The sequence below is a fragment of the Zhihengliuella alba genome, assembly GCF_039538765.1.
In the GTDB taxonomy this organism is placed as follows: domain Bacteria; phylum Actinomycetota; class Actinomycetes; order Actinomycetales; family Micrococcaceae; genus Zhihengliuella; species Zhihengliuella alba.
The window spans coordinates 588934-609583 of the sequence record NZ_BAABCJ010000001.1 but is presented as its reverse complement, the minus strand read 5'-3'; the positions used below and the strand labels follow the sequence as shown (position 1 = coordinate 609583).

The 20650-nt window shown below is 72.4% G+C and carries 20 protein-coding genes; 9 read left to right on the top strand and 11 right to left on the bottom strand.

Annotation, left to right across the window (positions count from 1 at the left end; translation table 11 throughout):
* Positions 1–2 precede the first annotated feature (2 nt).
* Positions 3–338: a metal-sulfur cluster assembly factor gene (locus ABD784_RS02735; protein WP_344879571.1), complete on the top strand. Its 336-nt coding sequence runs from the start codon at positions 3–5 to the stop codon at positions 336–338.
* A gap of 156 nt (positions 339–494) precedes the next feature.
* On the opposite strand, the gene ABD784_RS02730 is transcribed toward ABD784_RS02735, so the two are convergent.
* Genes ABD784_RS02730 through ABD784_RS02720 form a run of 3 tightly spaced genes read right to left on the bottom strand, consistent with a single transcriptional unit; the run spans position 495 to position 2563 of the window.
* Positions 495–1145, bottom strand: a complete 651-nt coding sequence (locus tag ABD784_RS02730; RefSeq protein WP_344879568.1) for an energy-coupling factor transporter transmembrane component T family protein — start codon at positions 1143–1145, stop codon at positions 495–497.
* Complete coding sequence (locus ABD784_RS02725) at positions 1145–1876, bottom strand: energy-coupling factor ABC transporter ATP-binding protein (protein WP_344879565.1); 732 nt, start codon at positions 1874–1876, stop codon at positions 1145–1147. Before ABD784_RS02725 ends, ABD784_RS02730 begins: the two co-directional genes overlap by 1 nt.
* Before the next feature lie 33 nt (positions 1877–1909).
* Entirely contained in the window at positions 1910–2563 is a 654-nt protein-coding gene (locus tag ABD784_RS02720; protein WP_344879562.1) for a biotin transporter BioY, read from the bottom strand.
* A gap of 106 nt (positions 2564–2669) precedes the next feature.
* On the opposite strand from ABD784_RS02720, the gene ABD784_RS02715 reads away from it, so the two are divergent.
* On the top strand, positions 2670–4271 hold the full coding sequence (locus ABD784_RS02715) for an ABC-F family ATP-binding cassette domain-containing protein (RefSeq protein WP_344879559.1): 1602 nt from the start codon (positions 2670–2672) through the stop codon (positions 4269–4271).
* A gap of 84 nt (positions 4272–4355) precedes the next feature.
* On the opposite strand, the gene ABD784_RS02710 is transcribed toward ABD784_RS02715, so the two are convergent.
* From ABD784_RS02710 to ABD784_RS02700, 3 genes are read right to left on the bottom strand one after another with little or no spacing between them, the layout of a single operon-like run.
* On the bottom strand, positions 4356–5255 hold the full coding sequence (locus ABD784_RS02710; RefSeq protein WP_344879556.1) for an SURF1 family cytochrome oxidase biogenesis protein: 900 nt from the start codon (positions 5253–5255) through the stop codon (positions 4356–4358).
* Between the two features lie 4 nt (positions 5256–5259).
* A complete protein-coding gene (locus ABD784_RS02705) occupies positions 5260–5586 on the bottom strand; it encodes a hypothetical protein (RefSeq protein WP_425582907.1) in 327 nt (108 codons plus the stop codon).
* Entirely contained in the window at positions 5583–6023 is a 441-nt protein-coding gene (locus ABD784_RS02700) for a DUF3099 domain-containing protein (protein ID WP_344879553.1), read from the bottom strand. Before ABD784_RS02700 ends, ABD784_RS02705 begins: the two co-directional genes overlap by 4 nt.
* Positions 6024–6193: 170 nt before the next feature.
* Here ABD784_RS02700 and fabG point away from each other — a divergent pair, with 170 nt between their 5' ends.
* Positions 6194–6916 carry a beta-ketoacyl-ACP reductase gene (gene fabG, locus ABD784_RS02695; protein WP_344879550.1) on the top strand — a complete coding sequence of 241 codons (723 nt, stop codon included), beginning with the start codon at positions 6194–6196 and terminating at the stop codon, positions 6914–6916.
* 112 nt (positions 6917–7028) lie between these two features.
* Entirely contained in the window at positions 7029–7799 is a 771-nt protein-coding gene (locus tag ABD784_RS02690) for an SDR family oxidoreductase (protein WP_344879547.1), read from the top strand.
* Positions 7800–7976: 177 nt separating this feature from the next.
* Here the strand turns inward: ABD784_RS02690 and ABD784_RS02685 are convergent, their stop codons facing one another.
* Positions 7977–9680: a VanW family protein gene (locus ABD784_RS02685; RefSeq protein WP_344879544.1), complete on the bottom strand. Its 1704-nt coding sequence runs from the start codon at positions 9678–9680 to the stop codon at positions 7977–7979.
* Between the two features lie 187 nt (positions 9681–9867).
* Positions 9868–10908: a phosphoserine phosphatase SerB gene (gene serB / locus ABD784_RS02680; protein ID WP_344879541.1), complete on the bottom strand. Its 1041-nt coding sequence runs from the start codon at positions 10906–10908 to the stop codon at positions 9868–9870.
* Between the two features lie 169 nt (positions 10909–11077).
* Here serB and ABD784_RS02675 point away from each other — a divergent pair, with 169 nt between their 5' ends.
* From ABD784_RS02675 to ABD784_RS02655, 5 genes are all read left to right on the top strand, one after another.
* On the top strand, positions 11078–11863 hold the full coding sequence (locus tag ABD784_RS02675) for an ABC transporter ATP-binding protein (protein WP_344879538.1): 786 nt from the start codon (positions 11078–11080) through the stop codon (positions 11861–11863).
* A gap of 6 nt (positions 11864–11869) precedes the next feature.
* Positions 11870–12673: a sulfite exporter TauE/SafE family protein gene (locus ABD784_RS02670; protein WP_344879535.1), complete on the top strand. Its 804-nt coding sequence runs from the start codon at positions 11870–11872 to the stop codon at positions 12671–12673.
* Positions 12670–13473 carry a TrmH family RNA methyltransferase gene (locus ABD784_RS02665; protein WP_344879532.1) on the top strand — a complete coding sequence of 268 codons (804 nt, stop codon included), beginning with the start codon at positions 12670–12672 and terminating at the stop codon, positions 13471–13473. Before ABD784_RS02670 ends, ABD784_RS02665 begins: the two co-directional genes overlap by 4 nt.
* Before the next feature lie 137 nt (positions 13474–13610).
* Positions 13611–13868, top strand: a complete 258-nt coding sequence (locus ABD784_RS02660) for a type B 50S ribosomal protein L31 (RefSeq protein ID WP_309079887.1) — start codon at positions 13611–13613, stop codon at positions 13866–13868.
* Between the two features lie 166 nt (positions 13869–14034).
* Entirely contained in the window at positions 14035–15129 is a 1095-nt protein-coding gene (locus ABD784_RS02655; RefSeq protein WP_344879529.1) for a lipoate--protein ligase family protein, read from the top strand.
* A 121-nt stretch (positions 15130–15250) separates the two neighbouring features.
* Here the strand turns inward: ABD784_RS02655 and pepN are convergent, their stop codons facing one another.
* The 3 genes from pepN to ABD784_RS02640 are packed head-to-tail and all read right to left on the bottom strand — an operon-like array spanning position 15251 to position 20593.
* Positions 15251–17977, bottom strand: coding sequence for an aminopeptidase N (gene pepN, locus ABD784_RS02650; RefSeq protein WP_344879526.1), 2727 nt, complete (start codon positions 17975–17977; stop codon positions 15251–15253).
* Positions 17978–17984: 7 nt separating this feature from the next.
* Positions 17985–19070: a YeiH family protein gene (locus tag ABD784_RS02645; RefSeq protein ID WP_344879524.1), complete on the bottom strand. Its 1086-nt coding sequence runs from the start codon at positions 19068–19070 to the stop codon at positions 17985–17987.
* Complete coding sequence (locus tag ABD784_RS02640; RefSeq protein ID WP_344879521.1) at positions 19067–20593, bottom strand: SDR family NAD(P)-dependent oxidoreductase; 1527 nt, start codon at positions 20591–20593, stop codon at positions 19067–19069. Before ABD784_RS02640 ends, ABD784_RS02645 begins: the two co-directional genes overlap by 4 nt.
* Positions 20594–20650 lie beyond the last annotated feature (57 nt).

Here is a 20650-nt window from a genome sequence, read left to right as displayed (position 1 = left end):
CCATGAGCGAGGAGACCCAGGGCAACACCCAGACGCCTCTCGAGGACGTCGAGGAGGCGCTGAAGGACGTGATCGACCCCGAGCTCGGGGTCAACATCGTCGACCTCGGGCTGCTCTACGGCCTGAAGTACGACGACGAGGGCACGCTCATCATCGACATGACCCTGACGACGGCGGCCTGCCCGCTCACGGACATCCTCGAGGAGCAGGTCGCCTCCTCGCTGGCCAACGTGGTGGACGAGCACCGGCTGAACTGGGTCTGGATGCCGCCGTGGGGTCCCGAGCGGATCACCGACGACGGCCGTGACCAGATGCGCGCCCTCGGCTTCAACATCTGAGACCCGGCCCCCGCCGGTACCGGCCGCTGCGTGCGGGACGGACCGGCGAACGACGATGGGACCGCAGCCCTCCGCGGAGGGCTGCGGTCCCATCGTCGTTCCAGCGGCGGTCCACCGTCCTCCCCGTGGCGGCGGCGGGCCCGGCGCGGCGACGGCCTAGTGGGCGTCGTCGTCCCGATCCATGAGCCCGCGGGCCGAGAGCGCGTCCGCCGTTCGGTGCGCGTAGCCGACGGCGCTGACCACGACCGGCCCGGCGAGGACTAGGGGGTTCGGCCGGAGCCCCCGGGACGCCGCGGCGTCGGCGACGTCGCCGGCGGACGCGGCGAGGGCCGGGATGCTGCGCAGCATGACGTGGACGGACAGCGTCACGGCGTCGACATCGACCCCCAGTCGCCGCAGCGGGCCGAGGGCCCGCGCGAGGCCGTCGAGCAGGTCGGCCTGCTCGGTCGTGAGCAGCAGGAGCCGGGCGGCCTGCAGCGCGGCGAACATGCTGCCCACGATGCCGACGGCCTGCCAGACGCCGGCGGCGCCACCGCCCGCCAGCCACCACTGGTGCACGCCGAGGATCGCGAACATCCACCAGAGGTGCTTGAGCGGCCAGGCCCAACGGCGCAGCACGGGGCGGCCCGCCGCCGCATACAGGGCGATAGTCAGCGCCGTCAGGCCGAGGGAGACGGGTGCGATGCGCCAGGCCAGGGCGACGGCTCCGATGGCGAGGACCGCGAGGTACTTGGCCCCCAGCGGCGCTCGGTGGAGCGACGAGCGGCCGGGGACGAAGGCGCCGAGGCGGTCCGAGCGGATCCGCATCAGACGCCCTCCAGGGCCAGGCGGCGATAGGCGGCCACGGCCTCCGGGGCGGGGCCGTCGAACACGATCCGCCCGTCCTCGACCACGAGCGCGCGATCGGCCGCGGCGGCGAAGTCGAGATCGTGGGTCGCGTAGACGACCTGCTGCTCCAGCCCCTCCAGCGTCCGCCGCAGCAGCGCGTCGTTGCGCAGGTCCAGCAGCGTGGTCGGCTCGTCGGCGACGAGGATCCGCTGGCCCGCGGCCAGCACGGTCGCCAGGGCGGCCAGCTGGCGTTCGCCGCCGGAGAGATCGTAGATGCTGCGTTCGGCGAGCCGCTCGATGCCCAGGCGCTCCAGGATCGCCAGGGCGCGTCGGCGCCGCTCGGCGCGGTCGCGCACGCGGGCCCGGAGCGAGAGTTCCACGTCCTCGACGACGACCGGCATGACCAGCTGGGCGAGCGGGTCGGTGAAGAGGAACCCCACGGTGCGGCGGACGCGCCCGGTGTCCCGGGCGGTGCAGGCCCCATCCACGAGGACCCGCCCGCTGCTCGGCCGGGCGAGGCCGTTGACGAGCTTCAGCAGCGTGGACTTGCCCGAGCCATTGGCGCCGATCACCGCGACCCGGCGCTCCGTGAGCGTCAGGGTGACGGGCTCCAGGAGGTCGCGGGTGGCCTCTGGCTCTCCTCGGCGCTGGGCCTCCTCGTCCGGGACGGAGACCCCGGCCGCCTCGAACACGATGGACGGTGCTGGCATGCTCTCCATGATGACGCGGATCCGGCTCCGGGGCTAACCCCGGAAGTCCCGGCGGGCCAGGCGCGGGAACGCCTTGAACACGGTCAGGGCCACGACGGCGGCGATGGCGCACTTGACGAGGTCCCCGGGCCAGTACGGCAGGTCGTACAGCGCCGCCTGGGCCAGCGGCAGCTGCGCATTCAGGCTCATGCCCACGATGCCCAGCGGATGCGTGGCGAGGAAGGAGCCGGCCAGGCAGGCGAGCACGAGCAGCAGGAAGGCACGCGGCCCGCGGGCGGGGCGGCGGGCGAGCACCCGGGTCGCGACGGCGCCGGTGATCAGGGCGTTGAGCGGGAAGGCCAGCAGGTACCCGGCCGTCGGGCCGGCCAGGACGCCCAGCCCGCCGGAGAACTGGGCGAACACCGGCAACCCGGCCAGGCCCACGACGACGTAGAGCAGCACGGCCGCGGCACCGCGCCACGCGCCGAGGATGAGCCCGCACAGCGCCATGCCGAGGGTCTGCAGGGTGATCGGCACGCCCAGCGGGCCCACCGGGATGGCGGGCAGGAGGGCGAGCACGGCCAGGAGCGCGGCGAACACCGCGATGAAGGCGACGTCGCGTGCGGTAGCGGGGGCGCGCTTCGCCGTGACGGCTGCGCCGTCGGCGGGGGAGCCGGGCACGACGGCGTCGGGGTTGCGGATCGGCATGGTGAATCTCACTCCTCTTGAACAGTGTTCAACGATCTTACACGAGCCGTCACCGATAGACTGGTATGTCGCCCTGCATTGCTTTCCGTCTGGAGTTGAAACCCCCGTGATATCCGTTGCCGACCTTGAACTGCGCGCCGGCGCACGCCTGCTCATGGAAGGCGTCTCGTTCCGCATCGACAATGGCGACAAGATCGGTCTGGTCGGGCGCAACGGCGCCGGCAAGACGACGATGACCCGTGTCCTGGCGGGGGAGGGACAGCCCGCCGGCGGAACCGTCACGAGCAGCGGGAGCGTCGGCTACCTCCCGCAGGACCCCCGCACGCCGAACATGGACCAGCTCGCCCGCGACCGGATCCTCGCCGCTCGCGGCATGGACGAGATAGTCGGCCGGCTGCGCAAGGTCCAGGACGAGATGGCCAGCGAGGACGCCGACGTCCAGGCCAAGGCCATGCGCCGCTACGACCGGCTGGAGGCCGAGTTCATCGCCGCCGGCGGTTACGCCGCGGAGTCCGAGGCCGCAGCGATCTCCAACAATCTCGCGCTGCCCGAGCGAATCCTCAATCAGCCGCTCAAGACGCTCTCGGGCGGCCAGCGCCGTCGCGTCGAGCTGGCACGGATCCTCTACTCCAACGCCGACACACTGCTCCTCGACGAGCCGACCAACCACCTCGACGCCGACTCCATCGCCTGGTTGCGCGAGTTCCTCAAGAACCACCAGGGCGGCCTTCTGGTGATCTCCCACGACACCGAGCTGCTCGAGGCGACCGTCAACAAGGTGCTCTACCTCGACGCCATGCGAGCGACGGTGGATCTGTACAACATGGGCTGGAAGCGCTACCAGGACCAGCGGGTCGCCGACGAGGAGCGCCGGCGCAAGGAACGCGCCACGGCGGAGAAGAAGGCCGCCCAGCTCAAGGACCGCGCCGCGCGCTTCGGCGCCAAGGCGTCGAAGGCCTCGGCCGCGCACCAGATGGCTGCCCGCGCCGACAAGCTCCTCGCCGGGCTCGAGGACGTACGCCAGGTCGACCGCGTGGCCGCGCTGCGGTTCCCGACCCCGGCGCCCTGCGGGAAGACGCCCCTCATGGCCGAGGGGCTCAGCAAGTCCTACGGCTCCCTCGAGATCTTCACCGACGTGTCGCTCGCGATCGACCGCGGCTCGAAGGTCGTCATCCTCGGCCTCAACGGTGCGGGAAAGACCACCCTGCTGCGCATGCTGGCCGGGGTGGCGGCGCCGGACACCGGGGAGATCCAGCCCGGCCACGGGCTGAAGATCGGCTACTACGCCCAGGAGCACGAGACCCTGGACCACGACGCCAGCGTCCTGGAGAACATGCGCCGGTCCGCGCCGAGCCATCTCGGCGACGCGGACATCCGCGGCATCCTCGGCTCGTTCCTGTTCGTCGGCGACGACGTCGAGAAGCCTGCCGGCGTGCTCTCGGGCGGCGAGAAGACGCGTCTGGCGCTGGCGACCATCGTGGCCTCGAGCGCCAACGTCCTGCTCCTCGACGAGCCGACCAACAACCTGGACCCCGCCTCGCGCGCGGAGATCCTCAACGCGCTGTCCAACTTCGAGGGCGCCGTGGTCATGGTCAGCCACGACGAGGGCGCGGTGCAGGCGCTGAATCCGGAGCGGGTCGTCCTGCTGCCGGACGGCGACGAGGACCTGTTCAGCGACGAGTACCTGGAGCTTGTCACGCTCGCCTGATCCGAGGGCGACGGATGCGCGTGAGGGACGGCCCGCTCGGGTCGTCCCTCACGCGCATCCGGGGCGCTGCGCTCCCCGCGCGCGCTACCGCGGGGTCCGTCGGCCGCCCTCCAGCGAGTCCAGGTACGCATCCTCGAGTTCCTCGTCGGTCGGGGCGCCGTCCCGGCGTCGAGTGGGCCTGCGCCGCGGCGGACGGTAGGCCGAGTGGACGACCTCCACCCCTGCCGCCTCCGCCTCGGCCGCGGCCTCGCGGTCCTCACGGTTGATGCGCGCCTGCTGGCGGGCCGCCCAGACGAGGGCGACGAATCCGAGCACCCCGAACGCGAACCACTGCAGCGAGTAGGACAGGTGGTTTCCCTCGTCGAGCTGCGGCTTCTCCAGCGGCGCCGGCATCGCGTCCGCGGCCGGCGATTCGGAGGCCAGGACGCCGTAGGCGCCCGGGGCGACGGCGTAGCCGAGCCGGCTCTCGAGGGCCTCGCGCTCGATGGAGGCGACCTGCCCCTCGGGGGCGCCGCGCTCGAGGCGGGGCTCGTAGGGGCGGACGCGGACCACGGCCTCCACCGTCCCGGCCGGCGGGGCCGGGATCGCGTCCGGCCGGCCGGCCTGCTCGTTGCCGATCGGGAGCCACCCGCGGTCCACCACCACCACGTCCCCGCCCTGGGTCCGGAAGGGGACGAGGACCTCGTACCCGGGGCGCCCGCCCAGCGGCCGGTTGCGGACCACGACCGTGTCCTCGGCCAGGTACTCGCCCGTCAGGCGCACCGGCGTCCACTCGTCCTGCGGCGGGAGTGAGTCGAACAGTCCGGAGGCCTGCGCGTAGGCGAGCGGATCGGCGTCGTAGTTCTGCTCGACGACGGCGTTGGCCGCCCTGGCCTGGTCGAGGCGGTTCATCTGCCAGTTGCCCAGGCCCCAGCAGGCGGCCGCGAAAACGCAGACGAGGGCGAGCCAGCCGACCCAGCGGGTGCTCGCGAGGAAGCGGTACAACGGGTCAGCTCTCCTTGCTGGTGTTCGACTGGCCCGCGCTCGACTGGCTTGAGTCAGACCGGGGCGCGGCGTCGGGCCGCTGTGCCCCGGGGGAGGCCTCCGCGGCCGCCTGGAACGGCAGGGTCTCCTTCCAGAGGCCCCGCTGCGTCAGGTAGTCCTGCAGCCAGTCGCGGTGCTCGGGGCACGCGAGCCACTGCTTGCGTCGCTCCGGCGTGTGGATGCGGGGGTTGTTCCAGAGCACGGACCACGCGGCCGGGGCGCGGCAGCCCTTGCGCGAGCACGTCGGGGCGTCCGGCCCGTCCGCGCCCGCGAGCTGGTCGAAGATGCTCATGCGGGGGTCCCTCCGTCGTCGTGGCGTCCTCCGCCCGGCGCGGGCGGGGGAGCGTCGTGGTCGTCGCCTGCGGCTGGGCTCCCGCCGGGGTCGCCGTTCGATCCGGTGAAGAGCTCGCCCTCCATGGTCTCCGGGCCGCGGGGCTCGGGCTCGGGGCCGCCGGCGGGGCCGGCCTCGAGGGCCGGCTGCCCCGGTGCCTCGGCGTACGACGCCGGCGCGCTGCGCAGGTGGTCGCGTCCGGCGCCGTTCGCGATGACGACCGCGACCCAGGGCAGGAACGTCGCGCCGGCCAGGCACACCCACACGAACCAGGAATCGAGGAAGAAGAAGGCGGCGATGAAGCACGCCACGCGGATCCCCATGGTGAGCGTGTACTTGAACATGCGGGAGTGCACGTCCACCGAATGGGCCTCTTCGGCGTCGGTGATCGTGTGCACCGCGGGCTCTTGCCGGCGACCGTCGCGATGCTGCGAACCGTGTTCTCGGGGCTGGGGAATGTCCATGGATACCTCGTCCCATTGTCTCACTGCGCGGACCCGGAATCCGAACCGACGGCCGGTAGGATGACCGGGACACCGAGCACCCGAACACCACCGGAGGTACCTCCATGCCCGAAACGACGCCCGCGCCCCGCTCCGTCCTCGTCACCGGGGGCAACCGCGGCATCGGCCTCGCCATCGCCCGCGCCTTCGAGGCCAACGGCGACAAGGTGGCGATCACGTACCGCAGCGGCGAAGTCCCGGACGGGCTCCTGGGCGTGAAGGCGGACGTCACCGATGCCGCCTCGGTCGATGCGGCCTTCACCGAGGTCGAGGCCCAGCACGGCCCCGTGGAGGTCCTGGTCGCGAACGCCGGGATGACCAAGGACACGCTGCTGCTGCGCATGAGCGAGGACGATTTCACCCAGGTCGTCGACACGAACCTCTCCGGCGCGTTCCGGGTCATCAAGCGTGCCTCGAAGGGCATGATCCGGCTCCGCCGGGGCCGCGTGGTGCTGATCTCCTCGGTCGTCGGCCTGTACGGCTCGCCCGGCCAGATCAACTACGCCGCCTCCAAGGCCGGCCTGGTCGGGATCGCCCGCTCGCTGACCCGCGAGCTCGGCAGCCGCGGCATCACCGCGAATGTCGTCGCGCCCGGCTTCATCAACACTGACATGACCGCGGCGCTTCCGGAGGAGACGCAGAAGGGCTACCTCGGCTCCATCCCGGCCGGGCGCTTCGCCGAGCCCGAGGAAGTCGCCGGCGTCGTCCGCTGGATCGCCTCCGCCGAGGCCGGGTACATCTCCGGTGCGGTGATCCCGGTCGACGGCGGCTTGGGGATGGGCCACTAAACTTAGAGGTTTCCTACAAGCAGGAGGGCGTCCGGGGCTGGCAAGATGGTTCCGGACGCCCGACTCGTTTGTGCGGGCCCGACACGAGAGCCATTCACACGGAGGAGCCAGCATGAGCGAATCGACCGCAGTCAAGGACCTGAGCGGCAAGGCCGCCATCGTCACCGGATCGTCCCGTGGCATCGGCGCCGAGACCGCCAAGCTCCTGGCGGCCCGAGGCGCCTCCGTGGTCATCAACTACCGGCAGAAAGCTCCCCGCGCCAACAAGGTCGTCGCCGCCATCGAGGAGGCCGGGGGCCGCGCAGTGGCCGTCGGCGCCGACCTGACGACGCAGGAGGGCGCGCAGACGCTCGTCGACGCCGCGGTCGAGAACTTCGGCGGCCTCGACCTCCTCGTCCTCAACGCCTCCGGCGGCATGGAGTCCGGCCTCGGCGAGGACTACGCCCTGCGCCTGAACCGGGACGCTCAGGTGAGCATGCTCGAGGCGGCCGTCGGGGCCATGAAGCCGGGCTCGCGGGTCGTCTTCGTCACGAGCCACCAGGCCCACTTCATCAACAGCGTGCCCACCATGGACGCGTACGTCCCGGTCGCCAAGTCCAAGCGGGCCGGCGAGGACGCGCTCCGCGAGCGGCTGCCGCTGCTGGAGGAGAAGGGCATCAAGCTCGTCGTCGTCTCCGGTGACATGATCGAGGGCACCATCACCGCCACGCTCCTGGACCGCTCGACGCCGGGCGCCATCGAGGCCCGTCGCGAGGCCGCCGGCAAGCTCTACTCCGTCGAGGAGTTCGCCGCCGAGGTCGCCGCCATGGTGTCAGCCGACGTCGAGCACGGCCACACCGAGTACGTCGGCGGGGCCGAGGACTTCCTCGGCGCCCAGGGCTGACCGCCGGGCCACAGGGCAGCACGGTCCCGGGGCCGGCGCGGCCGGCTCCCGGGTGGACGCCGCCGACGGCCGCGTCCGTGGACCGAACGCACGAGAAGCAGGGAGGGCGACCACCGGATCCCACCGGTGGTCGCCCTCCCTGTCTCTGCGGTCCGGTCGGCGGCCGGCCGGCCGGGTCTAGTCGTCCCCGGGCGGCGGGCCGCAGACGACCTTGTGCCAGGGCTGGTAGGTCCAGCGGAGCCGATCCGGGGGCAGCGTCTCCTCGGCGGACGTGCGCGTACGGGTGACGTCGACGGTGAAGCCCGGCTGGCCCCCGCTCTCGGGTACGCACTGGTCGGCTTCGTTGTACTTCGTCTCCGGCTGGACGAGGTTGTAGTGATCGCTCGTCTTGCTGGTGACGGTCCAGTGCTTGGTGCCCCACAGCCGGGTGTGCACGCGGCCGTCGGCGACCCAGGCGTGGATCATGACGGCGGTGTCCGTGTTGTTCCGCCACTTCATGTCGATCTGCCCCTCCCAGAGCGTCGCCTCGCGACCGGCGGGGTAGCGGTCGAACCAGCGGGAGTGGGGACGGTGCTCGACGTCGTCGAACCCGGCGAGCCAGCCCACGTTGAACATCTGCGTGGAGATCTGCGACAGCCCGCCGCCGATCGCCGTGGTGGAGAAGCCGTCCTCCACGACGCCCGACTCGAAGTAGCCATTCTCCTTGGTGATGGGGCTGAGCACGCCGAGCAGGGAGAAGGTCTCGCCCGGTTTGACGATGACACCGGTGAGTTTCTGGGCGCCGGCGACGAGGTTCTTGGTCCGGACGTCGTCGTAGGTGGGGTAGGGCGTCGAGAAGTCGACGACGATCTCGTCGATGCCGAGGGCCTCGGCATCGGCGGTGGTGAAGTCCGGCTGTGTCTCGACGACCTCGACGGACGCAGTGCGCTCCTCTGTGGTGCTGGCGGCGATGATCTTCTCGCCGAGCCCCTCCGGGTCGACCTGGCGGCCGGTCTGATGCCCGATGACGGTCGGCTTCCCGCGCTTGAGCGTCACGCGGGCGTCCTGGGCATCGACCCCGAGATCCGGATTGGCCTCCCTGATCGAGGCCAGCAGCTGCTCCGAGTCGAGCGCGAGGCGGACAGTGCCGTCGGCGGCCTCGAACTGCGCCGCCGCGGCGAGGGCCTCGGGACCGAGCTCGGCGGCGACGTCCCCGGCCTGCACGGTGATCGGCCCGGCCACGAGCGGTTCCGCCAGGTTCTCGGCGGCCTCCGTGAACTCGGTGCCGACGATCTCCGGCGGGGTCGGCGTCGTCGGCAGCTCGATCGGCCCCGCCGGATCGAACCAGCGCTCGGCGACGGTCCCGTAGGCGGCGCTCTCGGCGACCTGGACGCCGGGCACCGGGTCGGTGACCACCGGCGTGACGCCGTCGTACGCGAGCTCGCCCTCCACCGGCTCCCGCTTGAGCTCCTCCGCGACACCCGAGATGGCCGCCTGCAGCTTCGACTGCTCGATGTCCGCCACGGGCGTCACCTCGCCGCCGCCGACGACGTGCCGCCAGAGCACGACGGGATCCAGGGTGAAGCCGGTGTAGCCGGAGATGGTCCCCTCGAGATCGAGGCGCAGGCCGGAGGCCGCCGGGTCCAGGGTCGCCTCGGCCTCACCGGCGGTGACGGTGATCGGCTGCTCGGCGAGCGGGCCCAGCTCGGTGGAGAGCCGCTCGAGCGCCTGCTCGTGGCTCATCCCGCCGACCGGGACACCGTGGACGGTGGTCCCGCGCGGAACGACTCCGCCGAGGACGGCCGCAGCGCCGACGTACCCGCCGACGACGAGCACGGCGATGGAACCGCCGACGATCCATCCGCGGGCGGTCCGGGAAAGCTTCTTCTTGGAGGAGGTCACGCGTCGTCTCTCGAATGCTGTGTCAGAAGTGGAGGGCGCGACGGAGCGTATGCCGCCGCACTCGACAAGACTAGCGGCGGCGGGAGGCGGCCCCGGACGCGCCGCGCGCTCCGCCCCGCTTCGTTATGCGATTGTGTTTCGACACTCCAGTGGCTAATCCCTGAGCGCGACGCCGGCGTCCCGGACCTCAGGCGACGGAGGGCCGGGCCACCCCGGCGAGCTCCAGGGCGGCGTCCAACCGCGGCAGGTCGATGCGGGCGGCAGCCTCCGCCGCGAGCGCGGGCTTGGCGCAGTAGGCGATGCCCAGCCCCGCGGCGAGGACCATGTCCAGGTCGTTCGCCCCGTCGCCGATGGCGATGGTGGCCTCCAGTGGGACCCCGGACTCGTCGGCCCACCGCCGCAGGCAGGACTCCTTGGCGGCGCGGTCGACCACGTCGCCGACGACGCGTCCGGTGAGCCGGCCGTCGACGATCTCGAGCTCGTTCGCGACGGCGAAGTCCAGCCCGAGGTCGTCGGCGAGGGGCCGCAGAATCTGGATGAAGCCACCGGAGACCACCCCCACGCGGTGGCCCGCGACGCGGAACGCGGCCACCAGGGCGCGCGCGCCGGGGGAGAGGCGCACGGAGCGCCGGACGTCCTCCACCACGGACGCCTCGAGTCCGGCCAGTGCCTCCACCCGGGCGTGCAGGCTCTGAGCGAAGTCCAGCTCGCCCCGCATGGCCGCCTCCGTCACCGCGGCGACCTCCTCCTCGCGGCCGGCGTGGGCGGCGAGCAGCTCGATGACCTCCTGCTGGATGAGCGTCGAGTCGACGTCCATCACGAGGAGTTTGCGCGGTGCGGCGAAGACCCCGGCGGGCACGACGGCCAGGGTCTCGCCGGTCCGCCCCCGGTCCGCCCAGGAACGGGGGGACGGGACGTCGGCGGCGGCCAGCAGGTCATCGGCGACGGCCCGGAGGGACGCGACGTCCGCGCCCGCCACGGCGAAGCGGCGCCCCGCCAGGCCGACGGTGGGATCGCCCTTCTCGTCCGGCGCGGCGGAGTCGACGGTCTCGGTGTCCAGCACGCTCCCGCACGTGGACAGGGCCCCGGCGATGCGATCGGAGGCCAGGGCCGGGGCGGCGCCGGCCGGATGCAGATGCACCACGACGGCGCTGGCACGGGAGCGGGCGGCGTCGTCGAAGGCGGCGGTGACGGCGGCGGAGGGGACGGCGGCTGAGGACTGCGACATGCCCCCATTCTCCCGTGGGCGCGAGGTCGGGCCCAAGCCGGTGCCCCAGCGTGACGGGCCATCAGCGTGCCGGGCCATGAGCTGACGGATCATGGCGCGGCGGGCGGGGATCCTCGGACACGGGACCCGGTTTGGTCGATTCGCGCCGCGCTGGCCTAGTGTTTTCACCATGAGTGAAGTGTTGGATTTTGCGGAGGTCACGGTGGTCCGGGGCCGCAAGCGGCTGCTGGACGGCGTGGACTGGTCGGTATCCGAGGGGGAGCGCTGGGTCGTCCTCGGCGCGAACGGGGCGGGGAAGACCACCCTGATGCAGATCGCCGCCACCCGCCTGCACCCGACGTCCGGCACGGTGTCCATCCTCGGCGAGACCCTGGGGCGGGTGGACGTGTTCGACCTGCGTCCGCTCATCGGACTGTCCTCGGCGGCGCTCGCCGCGCAGATCCCCGCGGGCGAGAAGGTGCTCGACGTCGTCGTCACGGCCGCCTACGGCGCCACTGGACGCTGGCGCGAGCAGTACGAGCGGCTCGACGAGCGCCGCGCGTTCGGCCTCCTGCACGACTGGGGCATGTCCACGCTCCTGAACCGCCCCTTCGGGTCCCTCAGTGAGGGGGAGCGCAAGCGGACCCAGATCGCCCGTGCCCTCATGACGGACCCCGAGCTGCTGATCCTCGACGAGCCGGGGGCGGGTCTGGACCTCGCCGGCCGCGAGGACCTGGTGCGGCGCCTGGCCGATCTGGCCGCCGACGAGGCCGCCCCGGCCATCGTGCTCGTCACCCACCACCTCGAGGAGATCCCGCCGGGCTTCACGCACGTCCTCATGCTCCGCGAGGGCCAGGCCGTCGCCTCCGGCCCCATCGGCGAGACCCTGAACGAGGCCAACCTCGCCGCCACCTTCGGCGCCGACCTGAAGCTGACGGCGTCGAACGGGCGGTACACCGCGGTGGCCCGGGCCTAGCCGCACATGCTCGACTTCTGGCGCGAGGCGCTGATCCTCGTGGCCGGCCTCTGGGCCGGCACCATCAACACCATCGTCGGCTCCGGAACGCTCGTCACGTTCCCCGTGCTCCTCGCCCTCGGCACGGCGCCCGTCAACGCGATCGTCTCCAACGCCATGGGGCTCGTCGCCGGCGGGTTCTCCGGTGCGTGGGGCTACCGGCGCGAGGCCCGCTCGGTCCCGAAGACCATCGTGCGCCTGCTCCCCGTCTCCCTGGTCGGCGGACTGGTCGGCGCCTACCTGCTGCTGCATCTGCCGGAGTCGGTCTTCGCCGTCGTCGCGCCGGTCTTGATCCTCGTCGCCGTGCTGCTGGTGGCGTTCCAGCCACGCCTCTCCGCGTGGTCCAAGCGGCGCCAGAGCGCGGAGGAGACCCTCCCCGAGCTCGCCGACCGGCAGAGGCTGCCGCCCGTGCTGTACGTGCTGGTCTTCCTCATCGGCGTCTACGGGGGCTACTTCACCGCCGCCCAGGGCGTGCTGCTGATGGGCGTGCTCGGCGTGCTCTTCCACGGGAGCCTGCAGCAGTCCAACGCCATCAAGGTCATCCTCTCCCTGGGCGTGAACCTCATCGCGGCGGCGTCCTACCTGATCTTCGCGTTCGAGCGGATCGACTGGGTCGTCGTCGCCCTGATCGCGGCCGGGTCGCTGCTCGGCGGCTTCCTCGGGGCCAAGATCGGCCGTCGGCTCTCGCCGGCCTGGCTACGCGCCGTCATCATCGTCCTCGGCCTGGTCGCCCTCGCGAACATGCTCATCCAGCTGCTGGACGGCGCATGATCGTCCACCTTGAGCGGGCGGACGATCCGCGCGTCTCCGACTACTGGGCCCTCTCCGACGCGCAGCTGCGCCAGACCGCCGACCCGGCCAACGGGCGCTACATCGCCGAGAGTTCCAAGGTCGTCCGCCGTGCCCTCGCCGCCGGCCACACGCCGCGCAGCTTCTTCCTCGCCCCGCAGTGGGTGGAGGGCCTCGCCGACGTCCTCGACGCGTACCCGGACGTGCCCGCCTACGTGGGCGAGCCGAGGCTCCTCGAGGCGATCGCCGGCTTCCAGCTGCACCGGGGCGCCCTCGCGGCCATGAACCGTCCCGAGCCGCTCGCCCTCGACGCGGTGCTCGCCGGCGCCCGGCGGGTCGCGATCCTCGAGGACCTGGCGGACCACACGAACCTGGGGGCCATCTTCCGGTCGGCCGCGGCCATCGGGGTCGACGCGATCCTGGTCACCGAGCGCTGCGCGGACCCCCTGTACCGCCGGGCCATCCGCGTCTCCATGGGAACGGTCTTCCAGATCCCGTGGGCGCGGCTCGGGGACTGGGACGACGCCGTAGCGCAACTGAAGGCCGAGGGGTTCTCCCTCGCCGCGCTCGAGGTGACGGAGGGCGCCCGGCCGGTGGACGACGTCGCACGGATGGACCTGCCCCGGCTCGCCCTGATCCTCGGCACCGAGGGCGCCGGCGTCTCGCCGCAGGCCCTCGAGGCGTCGGACCTGCAGGTGGTCATCCCGATGCGCCAGGGCGTGGACTCGCTCAATGTGGCCGCCGCGTCCGCCGTGGCCTTCTGGGAGCTCCGGGCCCGCTGAGGCGGAATTGGGTTCGCGCCCGGTGTGGGATAGGATGGTGCGTCGGTCCATCCTCCTCCGCGTCGGCGGAACCGGTGGGCACCTCACAAGTTTGGCAGCTGGCAAAATCCAGAGGCTCAGAGACGAAGGTTTAAATCATGAAGGCAAACACGCACCCCGAGTACGCACCGGTGGTTTTCAACGACCTGGCATCCGGCGAGAAGTTCCTGACGCGCTCGACCGCCACGTCGAACAAGACCATCGAGTGGGAGGACGGCAACACCTACCCGGTGATCGACGTCGAGATCTCCGCCGCCTCGCACCCGTTCTACACGGGCAAGCAGCGCATCATGGACTCCGCCGGTCGCGTGGAGCGCTTCAACGCTCGCTTCAAGAACTTCGGCGGCAAGAAGTAGTCACGCCGCAGTAGCCGGGGGAGGCGGCCGACCGCGTCGGCGCTTCCCCCGCCACAGTAGGACCCCGCCAGTGGCGGGGTCCTACTGTGTTTAACGACGCTGGACCGGGCCCAGCACGCGCCGCCGGGCGGCCGGCCCGGGCAGTACGGATCACTAGAATCGACTCATGACGAATCTGCCTCCCGCCGCCACCGGACCCGAGACCTACACCCACCACGGCGAGTACAAGGTGGTGGACGGCAAGCTCGTCGTCGTCGACCTGCGGATCCAGGACGGCCTCGTCGCCGCCGCCAACGTCAACGGCGACTTCTTCCTCGAGCCGGACGAGGCCCTCGGCGACCTCAACGCCGCCCTGACCGGGCTGCCGGCCGACGCGACGCATGGAACGATCGCGGACGCCGTCGTCCACGGCCTGCGCCCGGAGGCCTCCATGATCGGGTTCGACGCCGCCGCAGTCGCTACCGCTGCCCGCCGTGCCCTCGGCCACGCGAGCACCTGGGCGGACCACGAGTGGGAGATCCTCCCGCCGCAGGACCTGCCGATCGCCACCAACGTGGCGCTCGACGAGATCCTCACGCGCCAGGTGGCCGCCGGGGAGCGGAAGCCGACCCTGCGGCTCTGGGACTGGTCCGAGCGCGCGGTGGTCATCGGGAGCTTCCAGTCGCTGCGCAACGAGGTCGACGCCGAGGCGGCCGCCGAGCACGGCGTGACCGTCATGCGCCGGATCTCCGGCGGCGGTGCCATGTTCATGGAGTCCGGCAACTGCATCACGTACTCGCTCTACGCGCCGACGTCTCTGGTGGACGGGCTGAGCTTCGCCGACAGCTACCCGTTCCTCGATGCCTGGGTCATGGAGGCGCTCGCCGCCGTCGGGATCCGGGCGCACTACAAGCCCCTCAACGACATCGCGACCGAGCAGGGCAAGATCGGCGGGGCGGCCCAGAAACGGCTCGCGAACGGGGGACTCCTGCACCACGTGACGATGAGCTACGACATCGACGCCGACAAGATGATGCAGGTCCTGCGGATCGGCCGGGAGAAGATCTCGGACAAGGGCATCGCGAGCGCCAGGAAGCGCGTCGACCCGCTCAAACGGCAGGCCGGGCGCAGCCGCGACGAGATCTTCGAGACGATGATGCAGGTCTTCGAGACCCGCTATGGAGCCCGGCGCGCTCACCTCGACGAGGAGACGCTCGCCCGCGCGGAGGCACTCGCCGCGGAGAAATTCCTGGCCCGGGAATGGATCAACCGGGTCCCCTGACCCCGGTCCAACGCGGCCCCGCCGATCAGGACCCGGTCAATCGGGCCCCGGCCGATCAGGGCCCGGTCGATCGGGCCCTGATCGGGACCGCGGAGTCCGCGGCCGCCGTGCTGGTGCCGCCCTAGACGATTTCGGCCGACGGCTCGCTGATCGATGCGGCCACCGCCTGCGCGGTCAGCGTGCGCTCCAGCGTGTGCGTCTGTTCGACGAGCAACCGCCGCAGCGCGGCCGGGGCGTCTCCGTGCTCCGCGAGCCACTCGTGGGCGCGCTGGACCACAGGGTGCGAGCGTGCCGCCCGGGCCGCCGAGCCGTCCTCCAGGCCGAGGCGCGGCGTTCCGTCCTCGCCGGGCCGGGCCGGGCACTGCAGCACGTCGTCGATGTCCTGGGCGAGCGGGAAGAGGCCCTGGATGATGCGGCTCGCCTGTCCGTTCGACATCGAGCCCCAGATGCCGGCGAGCGCGGGCCAGTACTCGCCGTAGTAGTCGGCGGTCAGCCCGGGCGAGCCGATGCGGAAGCCCTCGGCCGTCGCCGAGAGCACGTCGTTGGAGAGCGGGCGTCCCTCGGCCGTCCGGCCCGTCAGGACGGATCGCCACGCGGCCGCCTTGACCTCCGGCACCGGGCGGGCGGCCGTCGCGGTCGCGTGGCCGACCGTCGCGACGGCGCTCGGGGCCGTGCCCAGTGCCTCGTCCAACTCGTCCTGGGCGACCCGCCCGGACGCAGCCCCCGCCTGGAGCAGCGCCCAACGCAGCTGCTCGTCGACTTCCAGTCCGGCGATCGGTGAGCGCCCCGAGCGGTCGGCGTCCAGGAGCGCCTCGACGGTGGCCGCTTCGCCGCCGTGCCGGGCCAGCCGCGCGAAAGCCCGCGCGAGCGCGACCTGGTGGTCCGAACCAGCCTCGGCCCGGCCGAGCAGGTCCAGGACGCCCGTCGTCAGTGCGGAGACGGCCCCGTCCCGCGCGGAGGCCGGGGCGTAGTGCTCCAGCGCGGAGGTGGCCTGCTCCAGCAGCAGCTGCAGCACGCCCACCTCGGTGGCCGTCGGGGCGAACCGGACCACGGCGTCGGCGAAGGCGGTGGCCGGGAGCTTGGCGTCCCGCACCATGTTCCACAGGGCGGCCCAGGCCGTGGCCGCGGCGAGCGGCTCGCCCAGCTCGCCCACGCGGTCGAGCACGGTGGCGAGGGAGACGTCGTCGAACACCACCTTGCCGTACGTGAGGTCCTCGTCATTGGGCAGGACCAGGGCGGGACGCGGACGCCCGGCCAGCTCCGGAACGGGGACCGAGGCGCCGGTCAGCTCGACGGCGTGGCTGCCGGTCCGCTCGAGGCGGCCGTCCACCAGGTCCCACGTGCCGACGCGCAGCATGTGGGGGCGCAGCACCTCGCGCCCCGTCACGGGGTCCACCGACTGCTGCTCCAGCACGGCGGAGGTGACCAGGCCGTCGTCGTCCGTCTCCAGGAGCACGCGCAGGTCCGCGACGCCCGCCGTCTCGAGCCAGGCGGCGGACCACTCGCGCATGTCCCGTCCGGACGCCTCGGCCAGCACGGCCAGGAAGTCGTCCAGCGTGGTGTTGCCGAAGGCGTGCGCGGCGAAGTAGCGGCGCGCCGCCGTGAAGAACGCGTCCTCGCCCACGTAGGCGGCCAGCTGCTTGAGGACCGAGGCGCCCTTGGCATAGGTGATGCCGTCGAAGTTCTGCCGCGCCGCCTCCACATCGGGGATGTCGGCGACGATCGGGTGGGTGGTGGGCAGCTGGTCCTGCACGTACGCCCACGCCTTCCGGCGGTTCGCGAAGGTCACCCACGGCTGGCCGAGCTCCGTGGCGCGCTCGGTGGCGAGCGAGCCCATGTAGTCGGCGAAGGACTCCTTGAGCCAGAGGTCGTCCCACCACTCCATGGTCACCAAGTCGCCGAACCACATGTGGGCCATCTCGTGCAGCAGCGTGTTCGCGCGGCCCTCGTGCTGGGCGGCGGTGGCCCGCGAGGTGAACACGTAGCGCTCCGTGAACGTGACGAGGCCCGGGTTCTCCATGGCCCCGAGGTTGTACTCGGGCACGAACGCCTGGTCGTACTTGCCCCACGGGTACGGGTACTGGAACAGGCGGTGGAAGAGATCGAGGCCGCTCTTGGTGACGTCGAGGATGCGGTCGGCGTCGAAGTCCTTCGCCAGGGACTTCCGGCAGGACGCGCCCAGGTCGATCCCGAGCGTGCGGCCGTCGGCCGTCGTCCCGGTCCACCGGTCCGTCACGTAGTGGTAGGGGCCGGCGAGCACGGCGGTGATGTAGGTGGACATCGGCTCGGTGCGGCGGAAGTGCCAGGTGGCCGTGCCGTCGCCGTTGTCGTCGACGCGCGCCACGGCCCCGTTGGACGCGACGTGCCAGTCGTCCGGGGCGGTGATGGCGACCTCGTAGACGGCCTTCAGATCGGGCTGCTCGAAGTTCGCGAAGACCCGGCGCGCATCGGCCGGCTCGTACTGCGTGTACAGGTAGGTCTCCCCGTCCGCCGGGTCGACGAAGCGGTGCAGGCCCTCGCCGCTGGTCGAGTAGAGGCCGCGCCCGCTGACGACGGCGGTGTTCCGCTCACGGAGGTCCGGCAGGCGCACGCGGTGCTCGCCGACGACGGCGTCGGCGTCCAGGCGCGTCCCGTTGAGCTCGACGGAGTCGACCCCGCCGTGCAGGAAGTCGAGGAAGGTCGACTCGCCGGGGCTCGCACAGGAGAAGGACACCGTGGTCCGCGATCCGAAGTGCGGCCGATCGGGGTCCTGGGCCCGGGAGAGGTCCAACTCCAGCCGGTACGAGACGTCGGAGACCAATCGGGCGCGTCGAGCCGCTTCACTGCGGGTCAGGTTCTTCGAATCCACACGGACATTAGACCATGAAAGAACCGTTTGAGATAAGGGCTGCGGCTCCGAGTCCTGCCAGCGCCACGAGGACCCAGGCGATGAGGGCTGCTGCGGTGGCGCGCCCGGCGGAGCCCAGGAGCGCCCGGACGTCGATCGCGTATCCCAGTCCGACCAGCGCAGCGCCCAGGAGCACCTCCTGCACGGGCCGGGCGGCATCGAGCACGGCTGCCGGCACCAGTCCGGTGGCCCGGACCGCGACCATCAGCGCGAAGCCGACCACGAACGCCGGCACCAGCGGCGGCAGGGTCCCGCCCCGGCCGGGTGCGGTGCGGCGGGCCGACCACGCGCCGAGCGTGGCGACCGGTGCCAGGGCGAGGACCCGCAGGAGCTTGACGACGACGGCCGCCGCGAGCGCCGTCGTCCCGACGGCCGCCTGCGCGGGACTCGCCTGGGTGGCCGCGTCGGCGATGTCCGCGGTCGCCACCACCTGGCCGACGTCGTGCACGGAGGCCCCGACCCAGTGCCCGAAGGTCGCCGTGTCGAGCCCGAGCACGGTGTTCAACAGCGGCAGGGCCGCAATGGACAGGGTCCCGCACAGGGTCACGAGGGCCAGCGGGACGGACGCGTCCCGGGCCGTGCCGCGCGCCTGGCTCACGGCGCCGATGGCGCTGGCGCCGCAGATGGAGAAGCCGGCCGCCAGGAGCGTCGGCTGGTCGCCGGGCAGCCGGAGCGCCTTGCCGATCGCCCAGGTGCCGGCGAACGCGACGACGACGACGCCGAGCACGGCCGCGATCCCGGCCGCCCCGAGGGCGGCGACGTCGGCGAGCACCAGCTGCAGCCCGAGCAGGACGATGCCGGCCCGCATCAGGAGCGTGCCGGCGTAGTCCATCCCGGGGGAGAGGCTCGCGCCGCCGCGTCTCCCCGGGCGCGGGCCGGTCCACGGGGAGTTGCCCAGCACGGCGCCGGCGACCACGCAGAGCGTCATGGCCGGCACGGCGGGCAGCAGCGCGGCGACCGCGAACGCCAGGGCGACGACGGCCGCGGCGGCCCCGAGCCCCGGCAGCGCGTCCTTGCCGGGCAGCAGGGCCCGGAGCGGGCGGCCGCTCGTCACCAGGGCGACCTCGCGTAGTCCTTGAGGAAGCATCCGTACAGGTCCAGTCCCGCCTCGCCGGCGACGACGGGGTGGTAGACGCGGGCCGCGCCGTCGATCAGGTCCAGCGGGGCGTGCCAGCCGTCGGCGGCATGGCGGAACTTGTCGTCGTGGGGGCGCTCGTCCGTGATCCAGCCGGTGTCCACCGCGGTCATCAGGATGTTGTCCTCGGTGAAGAGCTCCTCGGCGCTGGTCCGTGTCAGCATGTTCAGACCGGCCTTCGCCATGTTGGTGTGCGGATGGCCGGCACCCTTGTAGCGGCGCGAGAACTGGCCCTCCATCGCCGAGACGTTGACGATGTACTTCCGCCGGGCGTCCGAGGCGGCCAGGGCGGGCCGGAGGCGGCTGGCCAGCAGGAAGGGCGCGGTGACGTTGCAGAGCTGGACCTCGAGGAGCTCCAGGGGGTCGACCTCGCCCAGCACCTGCGTCCAGCTGTTCTGGCTGACGACGTCCGGCACCAACCCGCCGGCGTCGATCGCCGTCCCGGCGCCGATGCGCTCGAGGGACGCCGAGCCGGCCGTCATCGCCAGCCCGGCGAGGCGGACCGGGTCCATCGCCTCGGTCTGCGTCAGCTCGGCCGCCTGCAGGTGGAACGCGGCGGCCAGGGCCTTGGGGTGCTCCTGCGGCGAGTGCCCGCCGCCGAGGACCTCGGGGCCGCCGTGAGCCGGGGTCAGCTCGGGCGGCAGCGGACGCGACTCGTTCTCGACCAGGTGGCGGTAGGAGCCGGCCGAGCGCCGGACCGTCTGGGCGGCATTGTTGATCAGGATGTCCAGCGGGCCGTCGGCGGCCACGCGATCGGCCAGCGAGATGACCTGAGCGGGGTCGCGCAGGTCGATCCCCACGATGCGCAGCCGGTGCAGCCAGTCGCCCGAGTCCTCGACGGCGGCGAACCGGCGGGCGGCGTCATGCGGGAAGCGGGTGGTGATGGTGGTGCGGGCGCCGTCGCGCAGCAGGCGCAGGGCGATGTGCATGCCGATCTTGGCCCGGCCGCCGGTGAGGAGCGCGCGCCGTCCCGTCAGATCCGTGCGCGCGTTGCGCCATGCACGGCCGGCCTCCGCGCACTCCGGGCACAGGGCGTGGTGGAACGCATCCGCACGGGTGTAGTCCCGCTTGCACACGTAGCAGCCGCGCGGCCGGAGGTACTCGCCGGCGCTGTCGCCGTCCGTGCCCGAGCTCAGCGGCAGGCCGAGCGTCTCGTCGTCGAGCCGGTCCGGCGCGCCCGTGGCCGTGCGCTCGGCGACGGCGCGGTCGTGCTCCTGCACCTCCCGCCGCGCGACGGCCTTGCGGTAGCGCTTGACCTCCTTGAACATCCGGCTGGTGCCGTGACGCACCGCGATGAAGCGGTCGTCGTCGTCCGGGAGGGTGTGGATCGCGCCGAGGACGCGCAGGCACGTCTCCAGGTCGGCGTCGGTGAAATCGGGGGCGGCGTCGGAGACGGCGCCGTCCGCTGCGGCGGACCCGGGGGCGTGCTGGGCATCGGTCATGACGGTAGAACTTTACCGGCCCGCCCGTACCGCCCCCGACCGGCGGTACCCCGCGCC

Coding starts and splice junctions, on each gene's coding strand:
- ABD784_RS02735 (WP_344879571.1), top strand. CDS start 3: ATGAGCGAGGAGACCCAGGGCAACACCCAGACGCCTCTCGAGGACGTC.
- ABD784_RS02730 (WP_344879568.1), bottom strand. CDS start 1,145: ATGCGGATCCGCTCGGACCGCCTCGGCGCCTTCGTCCCCGGCCGCTCG.
- ABD784_RS02725 (WP_344879565.1), bottom strand. CDS start 1,876: ATGCCAGCACCGTCCATCGTGTTCGAGGCGGCCGGGGTCTCCGTCCCG.
- ABD784_RS02720 (WP_344879562.1), bottom strand. CDS start 2,563: ATGCCGATCCGCAACCCCGACGCCGTCGTGCCCGGCTCCCCCGCCGAC.
- ABD784_RS02705 (WP_425582907.1), bottom strand. CDS start 5,586: ATGAGCATCTTCGACCAGCTCGCGGGCGCGGACGGGCCGGACGCCCCG.
- fabG (WP_344879550.1), top strand. CDS start 6,194: ATGCCCGAAACGACGCCCGCGCCCCGCTCCGTCCTCGTCACCGGGGGC.
- ABD784_RS02690 (WP_344879547.1), top strand. CDS start 7,029: ATGAGCGAATCGACCGCAGTCAAGGACCTGAGCGGCAAGGCCGCCATC.
- serB (WP_344879541.1), bottom strand. CDS start 10,908: ATGTCGCAGTCCTCAGCCGCCGTCCCCTCCGCCGCCGTCACCGCCGCC.
- ABD784_RS02675 (WP_344879538.1), top strand. CDS start 11,078: ATGAGTGAAGTGTTGGATTTTGCGGAGGTCACGGTGGTCCGGGGCCGC.
- ABD784_RS02670 (WP_344879535.1), top strand. CDS start 11,870: ATGCTCGACTTCTGGCGCGAGGCGCTGATCCTCGTGGCCGGCCTCTGG.
- ABD784_RS02665 (WP_344879532.1), top strand. CDS start 12,670: ATGATCGTCCACCTTGAGCGGGCGGACGATCCGCGCGTCTCCGACTAC.
- ABD784_RS02660 (WP_309079887.1), top strand. CDS start 13,611: ATGAAGGCAAACACGCACCCCGAGTACGCACCGGTGGTTTTCAACGAC.
- ABD784_RS02655 (WP_344879529.1), top strand. CDS start 14,035: ATGACGAATCTGCCTCCCGCCGCCACCGGACCCGAGACCTACACCCAC.
- ABD784_RS02640 (WP_344879521.1), bottom strand. CDS start 20,593: ATGACCGATGCCCAGCACGCCCCCGGGTCCGCCGCAGCGGACGGCGCC.